Annotated in this window: 14 protein-coding genes; 9 read left to right on the top strand and 5 right to left on the bottom strand. The window is 61.4% G+C overall.

Annotated features, from left to right (window positions below; translation table 11 throughout):
- From EKA13_RS22425 to EKA13_RS22390, 8 genes are all read left to right on the top strand, one after another.
- On the top strand, nucleotides 1-701 hold a 701-nt coding region (locus tag EKA13_RS22425; protein WP_065761434.1), incomplete at its 5' end, for a carbon-nitrogen hydrolase family protein.
- 42 nt (nucleotides 702-743) lie between these two features.
- Entirely contained in the window at nucleotides 744-3,086 is a 2,343-nt protein-coding gene (gene pqqF, locus EKA13_RS22420) for a pyrroloquinoline quinone biosynthesis protein PqqF (RefSeq protein WP_065761433.1), read from the top strand.
- Between the two features lie 160 nt (nucleotides 3,087-3,246).
- Complete coding sequence (gene pqqA, locus EKA13_RS22415) at nucleotides 3,247-3,318, top strand: pyrroloquinoline quinone precursor peptide PqqA (RefSeq protein ID WP_003243383.1); 72 nt, start codon at nucleotides 3,247-3,249, stop codon at nucleotides 3,316-3,318.
- Between the two features lie 67 nt (nucleotides 3,319-3,385).
- Nucleotides 3,386-4,297 carry a pyrroloquinoline quinone biosynthesis protein PqqB gene (gene pqqB / locus EKA13_RS22410; protein WP_065761432.1) on the top strand — a complete coding sequence of 304 codons (912 nt, stop codon included), beginning with the start codon at nucleotides 3,386-3,388 and terminating at the stop codon, nucleotides 4,295-4,297.
- Nucleotides 4,298-4,305: 8 nt separating this feature from the next.
- Nucleotides 4,306-5,061 (top strand): pyrroloquinoline-quinone synthase PqqC, encoded by a 756-nt coding sequence (pqqC, locus tag EKA13_RS22405; RefSeq protein WP_065761431.1) that lies wholly within the window; start codon nucleotides 4,306-4,308, stop codon nucleotides 5,059-5,061.
- Nucleotides 5,058-5,333, top strand: coding sequence for a pyrroloquinoline quinone biosynthesis peptide chaperone PqqD (pqqD, locus tag EKA13_RS22400; RefSeq protein WP_065761430.1), 276 nt, complete (start codon nucleotides 5,058-5,060; stop codon nucleotides 5,331-5,333). Before pqqC ends, pqqD begins: the two co-directional genes overlap by 4 nt.
- Entirely contained in the window at nucleotides 5,305-6,465 is a 1,161-nt protein-coding gene (gene pqqE / locus EKA13_RS22395; RefSeq protein ID WP_065761429.1) for a pyrroloquinoline quinone biosynthesis protein PqqE, read from the top strand. Before pqqD ends, pqqE begins: the two co-directional genes overlap by 29 nt.
- Nucleotides 6,431-8,269, top strand: coding sequence for a S9 family peptidase (locus EKA13_RS22390; RefSeq protein ID WP_065761428.1), 1,839 nt, complete (start codon nucleotides 6,431-6,433; stop codon nucleotides 8,267-8,269). The genes pqqE and EKA13_RS22390 overlap by 35 nt, the downstream gene beginning before the upstream one ends.
- A 109-nt stretch (nucleotides 8,270-8,378) precedes the next feature.
- Here the strand turns inward: EKA13_RS22390 and EKA13_RS22385 are convergent, their stop codons facing one another.
- Genes EKA13_RS22385 through EKA13_RS22375 form a run of 3 tightly spaced genes read right to left on the bottom strand, consistent with a single transcriptional unit; the run spans nucleotide 8,379 to nucleotide 10,643 of the window.
- On the bottom strand, nucleotides 8,379-8,666 hold the full coding sequence (locus EKA13_RS22385) for a hypothetical protein (protein WP_065761427.1): 288 nt from the start codon (nucleotides 8,664-8,666) through the stop codon (nucleotides 8,379-8,381).
- Between the two features lies 1 nt (nucleotide 8,667).
- A complete protein-coding gene (locus EKA13_RS22380) occupies nucleotides 8,668-9,948 on the bottom strand; it encodes an aspartate aminotransferase family protein (protein WP_065761426.1) in 1,281 nt (426 codons plus the stop codon).
- The gene (locus EKA13_RS22375; RefSeq protein WP_065761425.1) at nucleotides 9,945-10,643 is read right to left on the bottom strand and encodes an MOSC domain-containing protein; all 699 of its coding nucleotides are present in this window, start codon (nucleotides 10,641-10,643) and stop codon (nucleotides 9,945-9,947) included. The genes EKA13_RS22380 and EKA13_RS22375 overlap by 4 nt, the downstream gene beginning before the upstream one ends.
- A 102-nt stretch (nucleotides 10,644-10,745) precedes the next feature.
- On the opposite strand from EKA13_RS22375, the gene EKA13_RS22370 reads away from it, so the two are divergent.
- On the top strand, nucleotides 10,746-11,666 hold the full coding sequence (locus EKA13_RS22370; RefSeq protein ID WP_065761424.1) for a LysR family transcriptional regulator: 921 nt from the start codon (nucleotides 10,746-10,748) through the stop codon (nucleotides 11,664-11,666).
- A gap of 226 nt (nucleotides 11,667-11,892) precedes the next feature.
- On the opposite strand, the gene EKA13_RS22365 is transcribed toward EKA13_RS22370, so the two are convergent.
- Nucleotides 11,893-13,671 (bottom strand): acyl-CoA dehydrogenase C-terminal domain-containing protein, encoded by a 1,779-nt coding sequence (locus EKA13_RS22365; protein ID WP_065761423.1) that lies wholly within the window; start codon nucleotides 13,669-13,671, stop codon nucleotides 11,893-11,895.
- Between the two features lie 124 nt (nucleotides 13,672-13,795).
- Complete coding sequence (locus tag EKA13_RS22360) at nucleotides 13,796-15,079, bottom strand: GGDEF domain-containing protein (protein ID WP_065761422.1); 1,284 nt, start codon at nucleotides 15,077-15,079, stop codon at nucleotides 13,796-13,798.
- Nucleotides 15,080-15,309 lie beyond the last annotated feature (230 nt).

The raw sequence follows: 15,309 nt of genomic DNA, 5'->3' as shown, positions 1-15,309 counted from the left end.
CCGAACTGCTGGTGTGCCCGGAGATGTTCCTGACGGGCTATAACATCGGCGCCGACGCTGTAGCACGGCTGGCCGAGGCCGAGGACGGCCCCTCGGCCATGGCCGTGGTGGAGATCGCCCAAAGCAACCGCATTGCCATCGCCTATGGCTACCCTGAGCGGGCCGATGATGGTCGGCTGTACAACGCAGTACAGCTGATCGACGCCCACGGCAGCAGCCTGTGCAACTACCGCAAGACGCACCTGTTCGGCGGCCTTGACCGGGCGATGTTCAGCCCGGGCCCGGACCACTTCCCGGTGGTTCAGCTCAACGGCTGGAAGCTTGGTCTGTTGATCTGCTACGACATCGAGTTCCCGGAGAACGCCCGACGTCTGGCCCTGGCCGGCGCCGAACTGATACTGGTGCCGACCGCGAACATGGTGCCCTACGACTTTGTCGCCCAGGTCACCGTGCGCGCCCGCGCCTACGAAAACCAGTGTTATCTGGTTTACGCCAACTACTGCGGTGCCGAGGACGCGATCCAGTACTGTGGGCAAAGCAGTATCGTCGGCCCGGATGGCAGCATCCTGGCCATGGCTGGACGCGAGGCCTGCTTGCTGGTCAGCGACCTGGATCGCCAACAGGTCGTACAGGGCCGGACCAACACCCCCTATCTGCACGACCTGCGCCCCGAGCTGTACGGCGACCCGCGCAAAGACTGAGTTATCCGCTAGCATGACGGTTCGCGTTTTGCTGGAGCCGTCATGCCTGCCACGTTTGCACACCATACCTTGGCCAACGGCCTGCAGCTCACACTGCGCCATGCGCCACACCTGAAGCGCTGCGCCGCCGCAGTGCATGTCGCTGCCGGTAGCCACGATGCTCCAATGGCATGGCCGGGGCTGGCGCACTTCCTTGAACACCTGTTTTTTCTCGGCAACAGCCGCTTCCCGGCTGAAGACGGCCTGATGCGCTATGTGCAACGCCACGGTGGCCAGGTCAATGCAAGCACGCGGGAACGGGCCACTGAGTTTTTTTTCGAAGTCCCGGTCGCGGCATTCAGCGGTGCCCTGGAGCGGCTGTGCGACATGCTTGCCCAGCCCCGCCTGGACGACCACGCCGCGCAGTTGCGCGAACGCGAAGTGCTGCACGCCGAGTTCATTGCCTGGTCCCGCGACCACGCCTCGCAGGCACAATTCACCCTGCTTCAGTGCGTATCGGCAGGCCATCCACTTCGGGCCTTCCATGCCGGTAACCGCTACAGCCTGGGTGTACAGCAGGCCGCCTTTCAACGGGCACTGCAGGACTTCCACAAACGCTACTACCAGGCAGGGCAAATAACCTTGAGCCTGGCCGGGCCACAACCACTGACCGAGTTGTTGGCAATGGCCGAAGCATGTAGCCAGGCCTTCGATCCCGGGCTGAAGACAGCCCAGGCACCCGTCACACCTCTGCAACTGTGCGGCGCACCGGCCCAACCGGCAGACCTGCTGAACCTGTTGTTCGCCTGTGAACGCTTGCCTACCGGTAGCGAGGACGCAATCGCATTCCTCAGCACGTGGCTGACGGACAGCCAACCCGGCAGCCTGCTCGCACTGTTGCGCGAAAAAGGCTGGATAACGGGGCTCAGTTTCAAAACGCTGTATCAGTATGCGCAGCAGGCCCTGCTGCATGTGCAGTTCACCCTGACGGATGAGCAGCATCGCAGTGACGTTGAACGGCTGTTTTTTGATTGGCTGGCTTTTTTCAACAGCGCCGACCGGACGCCGCTGCTGGAGGAGTACGCCCGACTCCTGGCCTGCCAGCAAGGGCGTGCCGGCGCCCTGCAACTGGCACGTCAAGACAGCACGGGCAACCCACCCGGGACACCGGACAGTGCAGCGCTGAGCGCCCTGCTCAACCAGCTACTGGCTCGCACATGCCCGCGTCTCGAAACCGTCATGCCCTGGCAGCTGCCCGAGCCCAACCCATTCCTGGTGAACGCTGATGCCGCGACTCGGGCGTCGTCGGGCACCCCCCACATGGTCTACAACCCCGTCCTGCCAAGCACACGCCAGACCGGCATCCTGTACCTGCGCTGGCAACTCGACTCACGCAGCCACGATAACCTCTATGCACGGCTCAACGGTGCCTTGCAAAGGCTTATCGAACGGGCGGCACAAGCCTGTGTAGAACTGGAATTCAGCGCCTGCGCACACTACTGGCAGTTGCGCTGCGCTGGCGCACCCAGTGCCGTCAATGCTGTTGTCACGCAAGCCCTGGCGGTGCTGCGCAGCCCTCCAGCGAGTACCTGGCAGACGGCCACGACCCCAGCCCGGGAACCGACACTGATACCCATCCGCCAACTGCTACGGCAATTGCCGGAGGTTGTTCTGGGGGGAGGGAACACAACCCCGCAGGTGCAAACAGCCACCGACGCAGAGCTTCAGGCCGTGTGGAGCAGCGCACGCTGGCAAGGGCTGGCCACCGGCTTTGCGGCAACCGAACGGCAACCACTGGCGATTCCCGGCAGTGCTGGCAGCCACACCACGCCGCGCCTCATTCGCGGCAGGCAGTGGTACCACTCGACGGATGACAGCGCAGAGCAAGCCCTGTTGTTGTTCTGCCCGGTGGCCGATGAGGCTGCAGGACGCCTGCTGGCACACCTGATCCAGGGGCCTTTCTACCAGCGTCTGCGGGTCGAGCTGCAATTGGGTTATGCCGTGTTCAGTGCCTTCCGTCAGGTTCAAGGCCATGCTGGCCTTCTGTTCGGCGTGCAGTCACCGTCGGTCAGCCATAGGCAAATCCTCATGCACATCAACACCTTCATTGATGGGCTAGGAGTCTGGCTCAACACTCACGCCAGCGAGCTGGAAGCACAACGTCAGGCCCTGGCGGCGCAGTTCGCTGAACCGAGCATGAGCAACAGCGATGTGGCCGAGTGGGCCTGGCAAGCGCAACTGGCCGGGCATCCCCAGCAGACACTGAAGCCGTTGCAGGCACGCATCAGGGCTGTAGACCTGGCAACACTCGAAGCCGCCGCCGAGGCGGTGCGCCGGGTTAACCAGGGTTGGCTATGCTTGGCCAACGGCCCAGCGCCGTCCGCCGCCTGGCAGGATGCATGCTGATTTTTACGCCCGCGGTAACGGCATTTATCTAAGATTTAACCTTTCAGCTCCGTATTTTTTAGTAAGATAGCGCAATCTTGGCCACCGAATCCCCTTCATTGCGAGGGTGGACTAAATAAGTAGCCACCAACCCCCAGACCTATCCGGAAGGAGTAATCCCATGTGGACCAAACCTGCATACACTGATCTGCGTATCGGCTTTGAAGTGACCATGTACTTCGCAAACCGCTGAGTTTGCTGTCAGTACAACGCCTCGGTCAGCCGGGGCGTTTTCATTTTCAGACGCGGCAGGAGTGGCCATGTACATCCAGATTCTCGGTTCCGCCGCCGGTGGCGGTTTCCCCCAGTGGAACTGCAACTGTGACAACTGCAAGGGCTTTCGCGATGGCACCCTGCGCGCCACGGCGCGAACCCAGTCGTCGATCGCCTTGTCCGATGACGGCGTCCACTGGGTACTCTGCAATGCTTCGCCTGACATCCGCGCCCAACTGCAAAGCTTTACCCCGATGCAGCCGGCACGGGCACTGCGCGACACGGGCATCAACGCGATCGTCCTGCTCGACAGCCAGATTGATCACACCACGGGCCTGCTCAGCCTGCGCGAAGGCTGCCCCCATCAGGTCTGGTGCACCGACATGGTCCATCAGGACCTGAGCACCGGCTTTCCGCTGTTCAATATGCTCAGCCACTGGAACGGTGGGCTGGTCTGGAACCGTATCGAACTGGAAGGCAGCTTCGTTATAGACGCCTGCCCTAACCTGCGCTTCAGCCCGTTCCCGCTGCGCAGCGCCGCACCGCCTTACTCGCCACACCGCTTCGACCCACACCCAGGTGACAACCTCGGGCTGATGGTCGAAGACCTGCGCACTGGCGGTACCTTGTTCTATGCCCCAGGCCTTGGGCAAGTCGATGACAGGTTGATGGAGAAGATGGCCAGCGCCGACTGCCTGCTGGTCGACGGAACCCTATGGGACGATGATGAGATGCAGCGACGTGGTGTCGGCACCCGTACAGGTCGGGAAATGGGCCACCTGGCCCAGAACGGCGCAGGTGGCATGCTTGAAGTGCTGGAACACCTGCCGACGCAGCGCAAGGTGCTTATCCACATCAACAATACCAACCCGATCCTGGATGAAGACTCGGCCGAACGCGCTGAACTGAACCGCCGCGGTGTCGAAGTCGCCTTCGACGGCATGAGCATCGAGTTGTAGGAGCTGACATGAACGACGCCAAAGCGCTGTCCCCCGCCGAGTTTGAACAAGCCCTGCGGGCCAAGGGTGCCTACTACCACATTCATCACCCTTATCACGTGGCCATGTATGAAGGCCGGGCCAGCCGCGAGCAGATCCAGGGCTGGGTTGCCAACCGCTTCTACTATCAGGTGAATATCCCGATGAAGGATGCCGCGATCCTGGCCAACTGCCCGGACCGCGAGATCCGCCGCGAGTGGATTCAACGCCTGCTCGACCATGACGGCGCACCTGGTGAAGATGGCGGTATCGAAGCCTGGCTGCGCCTGGGCCAGGCCGTTGGCCTTGATCCCGAGCAACTACGCTCTCAAGAGCTGGTGCTGCCCGGTGTACGCTTTGCGGTGGACGCCTATGTCAACTTTGCCCGACGAGCCTGCTGGCAGGAAGCCGCCAGCAGCTCCCTGACCGAACTGTTCGCGCCACAGATCCATCAGTCGCGCCTGGACAGCTGGCCGCAACACTACCCGTGGATCGACCCTGCCGGTTACGCGTACTTCCGAACACGCCTGAGCCAGGCCCGTCGCGATGTCGAACATGGCCTGAGTATCACCTTGCAGCACTACACTACAGTGGAAGGCCAACAGCGCATGCTGGAGATTCTCCAGTTCAAGCTGGACATTCTCTGGAGCATGCTCGATGCCATGAGCATGGCCTACGAACTGAACCGCCCGCCCTATCACACCGTCACCCGTGAACGGGTCTGGCACAAGGGGATTGCCCTATGAGCTTCGATCGCAACCTGACCCCGCGCTGGCGCCCGGGTTACCGCTTCCAGTTCGAGCCGGCACAGAAAGCCCATGTGCTGCTCTACCCGGAGGGCATGATCAAGCTCAACGAAAGCGCCTCGGCCATCGGCCGGTTGATTGATGGTCAGCGCACGGTCGCCGCGATCATCGCCCACCTGGACGAGCAGTTTCCCGGCGTACCTGAACTTGGGGATGACATCGAGCAATTCATGGAGGTCGCCCGTGTCGAACACTGGATCGAGCTTGCCTGAGGTACCCGCTACCCCTGAGGTCGGTCTGCCGCTGTGGTTGCTGGCCGAGCTGACCTACCGTTGCCCACTGCAGTGCCCGTACTGCTCCAACCCACTGGACTTCGCTGCCCAGGGCCAGGAGCTGAACACCGAGCAGTGGTTCAAGGTGATGCGTGAAGCACGGGAAATGGGCGCCGCACAACTGGGCTTCTCCGGTGGAGAACCGCTGGTTCGTCAGGACCTCGCCGAACTGATCGGCGAAGGCCGCCGCCTGGGCTACTACACCAACCTGATCACCTCGGGTATTGGCCTGACCGAACAGAAGATTGCCGACTTCAAGCACGCCGGGCTGGACCATATCCAGATCAGCTTCCAGGCCAGCGACGAAGAGGTGAACAACCTGTTGGCCGGCTCGAAGAAAGCCTTTGCGCAGAAGCTGGAAATGGCCCGCGCGGTAAAAGCCCACGGTTACCCGATGGTGCTGAACTTCGTGACCCACCGGCACAACATCGACAGGATCGACCGCATCATCGAGCTGTGCATTGCCCTGGAAGCGGACTTCGTCGAGCTTGCCACCTGCCAGTTCTATGGCTGGGCGCACTTGAACCGGGTCGGCCTGCTGCCGACCCGCGCCCAACTGGAGCGCGCCGAACGCATCACCAACGAGTACCGCGAAACGCTCAAGGCTGCCGGCAACCCCTGCAAACTGATCTTCGTCACCCCGGACTACTACGAGGAGCGCCCGAAAGCCTGCATGAACGGCTGGGGCAGCGTATTCCTCACCGTCACCCCGGACGGCACTGCACTGCCTTGCCATGGCGCACGGCAACTGCCCGTGCAGTTTCCCAACGTGCGCGAACACAGCATGCAGCACATCTGGTACGACTCGTTCGGCTTCAACCGCTACCGCGGTTATGACTGGATGCCTGAGCCGTGCCGCTCCTGCGACGAGAAAGAAAAAGACTTCGGCGGCTGCCGCTGCCAGGCCTTCATGCTCACCGGCGACGCCAGCAAGGCTGACCCGGTCTGCGCCAAATCGGCCGACCACGGGATCATCCTCAACGCCCGGAAAGACGCTGAACACGCCAACCTCTCCATCGACCAGATGACGTTCCGCAATGATCGAAACTCCCGTGTCATCGCTCGCGGCTGATCGCTTCAGCGCCGAACAGGCGGTAGCCGCAGGCGCCGACTATGCCGAACTCAAGGTCGGCCCGCACGGGTTGTTCTGGAATGCCTTTCGTCCCCAGGACGGTGCTTGCCGGATCTGGCATTGGCACAAGGGCCGCAGCCGCTGCCTGACGCCCGATGGTTTCAGCGTACGCAGCCGGGTCTACGAGTATGGCGGCGGTGCATTCTGCCTCACGGCCAACGGCCTGGTGTTCGTCAACGAAACAGACCAGCAGCTGTATCGGCAAAGCCTCGATGGCAGCCAGCCGCAGCCGCTGACCCACGGCCATCGTCGTTACGGTGATTTGTGCTGGGCAGACGGCAAGGTCGTGGCCGTTGAGGAAACGCACACGCCGGATCAGGTCGAACACCGCTTGGTCGCCATTGGCCGGGGCTCACGGGAGGTACTGGCCGAAGGTGCGGACTTCTATGCATCTGCGACCGTAAGCGAGGATGGGGCCCGCCTGGCCTGGATCGAGTGGAACCGCCCCGACCAACCCTGGACCGCCACCCGCCTGCTGTGCTGCCAGCGTCAGGCCGATGGCCGCTGGAGCCCGGCGCAGTGCATTGCGGGTGACGGCGACGAACAGGAATCCCTGCAGCAACCGCGCTTCGACAGCAATGGCCGCCTGTATTGCCTGTCAGACCGTGAAGGTTTCTGGCAGCCCTGGGGTGAAACCGAACAGGGTTGGCAGGCACTCCCCGCCACGGCGGCCGACCACGCTGGCGCCCCTTGGCAACTGGGCGCCAGCACCTGGCGCCCCCTGGACCGTGGACGTTATCTGGCCAGTTGGTTCGAAGACGGTTTCAGCCGCCTGGGCGTGCGCCATCTCGACGGCACGCTAGAAGACTTCAGCGGCGCGTTCACCCGTTTTCGCTGCCTGGACCTGGACAACACCCACCTGTATGCCATCGCGTCGTCGGCCACCCACCCACCGGCTGTCATCGCCATCCACCGACGGACGCACCATGTTCAGGTGTTGAGTGGCGGCGTACTTCCGTTACCGGCCGAACGCATCAGCCGGCCGCAAACCCTCCGTTACCCCAGCGGTGATGGTATTGCCCATGGTTTTTTCTACCCGGCCATGAACGGGACGTCGCGCCCACCGCTGGTGGTGTTCATCCACGGTGGCCCGACATCCGCATGCTACCCGGTGCTCGACCCGCGTGTTCAATACTGGACCCAACGCGGCTTTGCCGTCGCCGACCTCAACTATCGAGGCAGCAGTGGCTATGGCCGGGCCTATCGTCAGGCGCTGTGCGGGCGCTGGGGCGAAGTCGACGTGGAAGATGCCTGTGCCGTAGTCAGCTACCTGGCCGGGCAAGGCCTGGTGGACCCAACCCAGGCCTTTATCCGAGGCGGTAGCGCCGGTGGTTACACCACCCTGTGTGCGCTGGCCTTTCACAACGTGTTCCGTGCTGGCGCGAGCCTCTACGGGGTCAGTGATCCGCTGGCCCTGACCCGCGCCACGCACAAGTTTGAAGGCGACTACCTCGACTGGCTGATCGGCGACCCCGTGCGGGACATCGAGCGCTACCGACAGCGCACACCGCTGCTGCATGCCGCACAAATCAAAGTGCCAGTGATCTTCTTCCAGGGCGAACTGGATGCGGTGGTCGTCCCCGAGCAAACGCGCAGCATGCTCGACGCCCTGAAACGCCGTGGTATTCACGCCGAAGGGCACTTCTATGCCAATGAACGCCACGGTTTTCGCACCGCAGCCAACCTCGCCCATGCGCTGGAGGAAGAATGGAAGTTCTACCGCAAAGTCCTCAGCGCACCTTAGGACCCCAGGCGTGCCTTTGAGCAACTGACGGCAGATAAAAAAACGCCCCGAGCCAAAATGATCAGGCCCAGGGCGATGCGCAGGAACGCGAGACGGTTCGTAAAATTCGTTAGTGCAGAACGTTGCCAGAAAGGATCAGGTGGTCCAGTTGGTCGGCTACCAGCACTTGTTTGCCAGCGTTCAAGGCCTTTTCCAGCAGGCGTCGCTCGGCGTCACGCCAAGGCTCCTGCGGTTGCTCGGGCCCCAGGTCGATCAATAGATCGAAACTGTCCAGCCGTGGCATGCGGGCATGGGCATAGAGGTGACAGATATGCACCGCTTCGGCGTTTTGCAGCAGCCAGCGGTTCAGTGGCCCATGACGCTGGGCGGGCGAATGCTGCAGGACAAGTACACGCATCTCAGGCACTCACCTCGCGACGACGGTTCAGTTGCGCGGTATGGACCCGGGCGAATGCCCGCGCCAGGCGCAACAGCATTTCATCAATGTTGCCTTTGCTCACGGTCAACGCCGGCGAAAAACGCAGCACGTTCGCCTGCGGTGCGTTCAACAGCAGGCCTTCCTGCAGCGCAGCCTTGACCACCGCAGCCGCCGAGTCGTCCGCCAGCTCCAGCCCCCAGAGCAAGCCCTGGCCGCGCACTTCACCCTGGCCGTAGCGTGCAGTCAGACGCCCCAAACCATCGCGCAGGTGCCGGCCGGCCTCCTGCACATGATCGAAGAACCCCGACTCCAATACCGTTTGCAGCACCGCTAGGCCAGCAGCGCTCATCAGCGCATTGCCATGATGACTTCCCTCCAACTCGCCCGGCTCGGCGCAACAGGCCGTGCCACGTGCCAGCAACGCGGCCAGCGGCACACCACCGCCCAAGCCTTTGCCCAGAGTCAGAATATCGGCGCGTACGCCGTAGGTTTGCTCGGCAAGCAAAGCGCCGCAGCGACCAATACCGGTTTGAACCTCATCAAGGATCAGCAGGATGCCCAGCTCGCGGCACAGACGCTCGACACCCTGCAGGTAGTCCTGGGTCGCCGGAATGACGCCAGCCTCGCCCTGGATCGGCTCCAGCATGATCGCAACCGTGCGCGAGTCGACGGCGGCATGCAGGGCTGCAAGGTCGTTGTAGGGCACCTTGCTGAAACCTGGCACGCCAGGCTCGCAGCGGTTGCACGGCGACGGGTCGGAGGCCGACAACGCACCCAACGTACGCCCATGGCAGCTCTGGCTGGCCGTGATGATGTGGTAGGCACCGTTACGATGCAGTTGGCCCCACTTGCGTGCCAGTTTGATCGCACCTTCGCAGGCTTCGGCGCCACTGTTGAGCAGATAGGCCTGATCACTGCCGGTGCTTTCACACAGGCGATTGACCAGTTGCAACAAGCCACGGTTATGAAACCCTGCCCCCGGATTGATCAGCGCCTGAGCCTGGGCACCCAATGCCTGAACCAGTGCTTTGGGGCTATGCCCAAGGCTGTTGACCGCACAGCCCTGAGTAAAATCGAGGTACGCCCGCCCATCACTGTCCCACAGCCAGGAACCCTGACCCCGGACGAAGACTTGTGCCGGGCGCTCTGCCACTGGCATCAGGCATTCACGCGACAACGACTCGACCGGTGCAGTGGTCACCGGAGCAGGCTCGTGCTCCTCAAGGGGGGCCGGCGAACGACGCAGGTTGAACAGGTTCATGCGCGCAACCCTTCCAGTGGCAAGCCGAGCAGACGCGATGTCCAGTCTTCGACCTGGCCGGTACGTAGACGCCTCATCGCGATGTCGCGCCAGCGTGACGACAGGGCCGGACAATCCACCAGCTTTTTCAAACCTGCATGCTCCAGGGGTTCACGGAAAAAAGCATGTAACGCCCAGGCTACGGTGAGGCCTGGGTAGCTACGCTGAATCAACTCAAAAGGATCTTCGGCGCTGACAAAACCCGGCTTGAGCACCCGGTAGAACCAGCCGCAACGGCCCGTTTGCTGAGCCTGTTCAGGCAAGTCCAGCAGGCCCCAGCGGTGGCTGAGCCGATAACAGGGCGAGCGCGGCTGGCTGATCTGCAACAGCGCGCCCCCCCATCGAAACATGTCGCCCAGGCAAACGGATTCTTCGCTCATGCCGTGGGTCGACAGGTTTTCGCCAAATGCCGGTGCACACCAGTCGATCTGTGGATAACGTTTGCGCCAATAGGCGTAGTGCTCGGCGGGGTAGTGATGCAAGGCCCGTTCAGGGCCGGTATGGAAGCGTGGGTCGCCGTGTTCATCGCTGCCCAGTCCCTGTGGCCACAACCACAGCCTTCTTGCAACCTGTTCCTTATCAATGTCGGTCAATAAGCCATGACCGATGTTTTTAGCCTTGCCTATGTAAACACCATCCACATACACGGTATTCATCGCGCCCTATGGCCCTGTAAACCTTGTGAATACGGGATAGACTAGGCTTCTTGCAGGCTAACAGCCATTTCGTTTTTCGAGCTTTTTTGATAAGTATCTCTTATGGATTTTCGCCAACTGCGTTATTTCGTCGCGGTCTACGAAGAAGGTCATGTCGGCCGGGCTGCCGAACGCCTGTCACTGTCCCAGCCGGCGCTGTCGCAACAGATCCGCCAACTCGAACACAGCCTGGATGTCAGCCTGTTCGAACGCGGCAACAAGCGACTGCTGCCGACCCTGGCAGCACACACCCTGTACAACCACGCACTGCCCCTGCTCGACGGCCTGCAACGGGCGAGTGACGCCCTGCGTAACTTCAAGGGGCAGTCATTGCGTACCTTGGCCATCGGGGTACTGCAGACCGTACGCCCAAGCCTGGTACCACAGCTGCTCGACCGGGTACGCAAGGCGCAGCCACACCTGGTGGTACAGATCTACGAACTGTCAGGTATGGAAATCGAGCGACGCCTGCTAAACGGCACACTGGATATCGGCATCAGCTACCTGCCGCCGCGCCAGCCGGGCCTGCACGGCTTGATGCTCTATGAAGACGAACTGCAATTGGTGATCCCCAATACCCACCCGTTGCGCGAATTCAAGAAAGTCTCGCTGAAACAGGCCGCCGAGTTACCGATGCTGCTGCTGGGCGAAGAGTTTCAGGTGCGGCAGATCTGGCAGTCGCAGCTGGCCAACCTTGGCCGGCGCCCGCAGGTTCAGGCGGAAATGAACAACATGGGCGGGATTCTAGACAGCCTGCCACACACGTCGCTGGCTACCGTCTTGCCCGGCCGGGCCCAAGAGGTGACGGATGATCAGGAACTGCTCTGGAAGCCGTTGAGCGAGCCACGGGTGCCGCTGAAAGTGGGCTTGGTGTTCCGGGATGCGCAGCGCCAGCAAGCCTCGATCGAGTTGCTGCGTACGCTACTGGAAGAAGAGATCGACCCACGGCACATCGGCGTATCGCCGCTGGACGTGCTGGGCTGATTTAATTGCGGGCATAAGAAAACCCCGCCGAGGCGGGGTTTGCAGACTGTTTCCCTGACATCCATTTCACCCGCCATCCTGGCAGGAATCCTGCGTGTCCCTGTTCTGTACATTGCGCGTCCTGCGCGACGTCCATGTGGTAAAGATTAGCGATGGATCCAATCTTTAGATAGAGGCGAAAAGTCACCACGTCGTGTAAGCCTTTTCCTACACGACGCAGCGAAGCTTAAAACTGCTCGGCATTGAGCAGATAAAGCGACTCGCTACCGGCCTTCACGGCTGCGCTCAACGAGTGGATGCGTGGCAGCAATCGGGCAAAGTAGAACCGTGCGGTCCCCAGTTTGCTGGCATAGAAATCGTCCTGCCCCTGCTTGGCCAGCGCCGTACGTGCCATCAGCGCCCACATGTAGGCATAAGCGACGTAACCGAAGGTCTGCAGATACTCCACCGACGCGGCACCGATCTCGTTCGGGTTGCTCTTGGCGCGGTCCAGTACCCAGGCGGTCAGTTCGTCGAGGCAACCCAAGGCTGCTGCCAGCGGTTTACTGAATTCGTCCAGCCCGGCGTCTGCCGAGGCGATGAACTGGCGGACCTCATCCGCGAACAACGCGTAATACGCCCCGCCGCTGCCCACGACCTTGCGCCCGATCAGGTCCAGCGCCTGAATGCCGTTGGTGCCCTCGTAGATCTGCGTGATGCGCACATCGCGCACCAGTTGCTCCTGGCCCCACTCTCGGATATAGCCGTGGCCACCGAACACCTGCTGACCATGCACCGTCGTTTCCAGGCCGAGGTCCGTGAGGAACGCCTTGGCCACCGGCGTCAGCAAGGCCACCAGGTCCTCGGCACGCTTGCGCACAACCGGGTCTTCGCTGTACTTGGCAGTATCCAGTTGCATCGCCACATAACTGGAGAAGGCGCGGCCACCCTCGTTAAAGGCCTTCATGGTCAGCAGCATGCGCCGCACATCAGGGTGAACGATGATTGGGTCTGCGACCTTATCTTTCGCTTGCGGACCGGTCGGCGCACGGCTCTGCAGACGGTCGCGGGCGTATTCAATCGCGTTCTGATAAGAACGCTCTGCCGATGCCAGGCCCTGAATACCGACGCCCAGGCGCTCGTAATTCATCATGGTGAACATGGCGGCCAGGCCCTTGTTGGGCTCACCGACCAGGTACCCTACCGCGTCGTCAAAGTTCATCACGCAGGTGGCAGAAGCCTGAATGCCCATCTTGTGCTCGATGGAGCCGCAATTGACCGGGTTGCGTGCGCCGAGGCTGCCGTCGGCATTGACCAGGAACTTGGGCACCAGAAACAACGAAATGCCTTTCGGCCCAGCCGGTGCGTCCGGCAGTTTAGCCAACACCAGGTGGATGATGTTCTCGGTCAGGTCGTGCTCGCCGCCCGTGATGAAGATCTTCGTACCACTGACCCTGTAACTGCCATCGGCCTGAGGTTCTGCACGGGTGCGGATGATGCCCAGGTCAGTGCCGGCATGGGGCTCGGTCAGGCACATCGAGCCGGCCCAGACGCCGGCATACATGTTTGGCAGGTAGGTGGCCTTGAGTGCTTCACTGGCGTGGGCATTGATCGACAGACAGGCACCGGCAGTCAGCATTGGGTACAGGCCGAAGGACAGGCTGGAAGCGTTGACCATCTCTTCGACCTGGGCAGAAATCACCTTGGGCATGCCCATGCCGCCGAATGCGGGATCACCGCCTACGCCCACCCAACCACCTTCGGCATAGGTGCGATACGCATCGATAAAACCTGCTGGTGTAGTGACGACGCCATTATCCCAACGGCAGCCCTCTTCGTCGGCACCACGGTTCAGCGGCGCGATGCTTTTGCTGGTGACCTTGCCGGCCTCCTCGAGAACGGCCATGGCCGTCTCTTCGTCAACGATATCGGCCAGGCCGGGCAGTTGAGCCCAGAGCCTGGCAACCTCGAAGACTTCATTGAGGACGAAGCGCATATCGCGCAAGGGCGCTTTATAGTCAGCCATGGCAACCTCTCACAGAACCAGTCAGGGGCAGTCCCGAGGGACCGATACTCAGTTAGAAAACCAGTGTACCTGAACAACTTTTGCGAGACATAGGGCCATCTTTTGACCGGATAGTCATATCCGGTCACGCTGTACGAACGGCCCCTCGCTTGTTTTGCAAACCGTAGGCGACCACGCAGTTACGGCCCGCGCCTTTGGCGCTGTAGAGCGCCTGGTCGGCCGATTTGAGCACTTCGTCAGGCGAGCGATGCTCCATCTGACGCTCGGCGACACCGATACTGATGGTCACCGACACACTGGCGGCCGCAGCAGCACCACGGCGCTGGCGCCCCTGAGTATCGTCCTGCGGGCGGCTATCCGGATTACGCAGCAAGATATTGTAGTTGGCGATCACCTCGCGCACGGCTTCCAGGTGTGGCATGCACTCCTCGATGCTCTTGCCGGCAAATACCAGGCAAAACTCCTCCCCGCCATAGCGGTAGGCACGACCACCACCAGTGACCTTGGACAACTTGCTGGCCACCAGACGCAGCACCTGGTCCCCGACATCGTGACCGTGGGTGTCGTTGAATTTCTTGAAGTGGTCGACGTCTGTCATCGCCAGCACATAGGTACGGCCCAACCGCTGCATCCGCTCATTCAATGCGCGACGCCCCGGTAGCCCGGTCAACTCGTCGCGGAAGGCCATCTGATAGGCTTCATGGGACACCGCTGCGGCAATCATCAACATCACCTGACTGCACATGATGTTGAGGGTAAACGGCAAGATGAACGTCTTTGGCAGCATCCAGAAAATGCCGATCAGGCCAATGATCTGCGCCGCATGCAGCGGTCGTGGCTGACGCAGGTACTGCACCACCAGCAAGCCGAAGGCGATCAGGAACACCGGGTACGCCATCTGGATCAGGCTCATCCATTGGCCATGCAACGATGGCCAACGAATCTCCGCCAGCCACGCCAGCAAGGGCTGCGGGAAGCTCTGCTCCAGCCCCAGGGCGACACTGCCAAAAGCCAGCAACACGGCAAAGCGCGCCACCATATCCTGGAACAGGTGCGTACGCTCCTGCCAGGCGCCAAACAGCCCGAACAGCAAGGGCAGTAACAGGCACACTAAATGGAAGACAACGGCCGCATCCTCACGGACCCGCCCATTGTCTCGATAAAAGTCAGTCTGAGTATCCAGCAGGAAGTAGGCGATATAGACCGTGACCATCAGAAACAGCTCACGCTGACGTCGGTAAACCGCGCAGTAGGCACCGCCAAGCAGCAACACCAAGGTTGGCAGCACATTGAACAGCGATGTGAAGAAAACACTCAGGTCCCGCACATAGGCCGCCGCCAGTCCGCAGAGCAGAAGGAACAGTGATGGCAGAAAGTGACTGAGGCGTACAGCAGATAAACGAAACAAGGGAATCTCCGACCCGGCAGATCAACAATGGCATTGTGCCTCTAGTGCATCGGCAACGCACATGAATAGATGAATGTTTACCTGCACTTTCATTTAACGGCAGCGCGAGATGGGGTTTAAGGCTTCCCTCCTGTTCGTCCACACAAAAAAAACCGCCTGCCGGTCAGGGCAGGCGGTTTTTCAGTTCAGCCACTCACTCAGTAAGCGAGGCCGAAATCTTCCTCTTTCAT

It is taken from the genome of Pseudomonas defluvii, assembly GCF_001695625.1.
Classification (GTDB): domain Bacteria; phylum Pseudomonadota; class Gammaproteobacteria; order Pseudomonadales; family Pseudomonadaceae; genus Aquipseudomonas; species Aquipseudomonas defluvii.
Note: the sequence above shows the minus strand (reverse complement) of the source record. Positions and strands in the feature narration are given on the sequence as shown.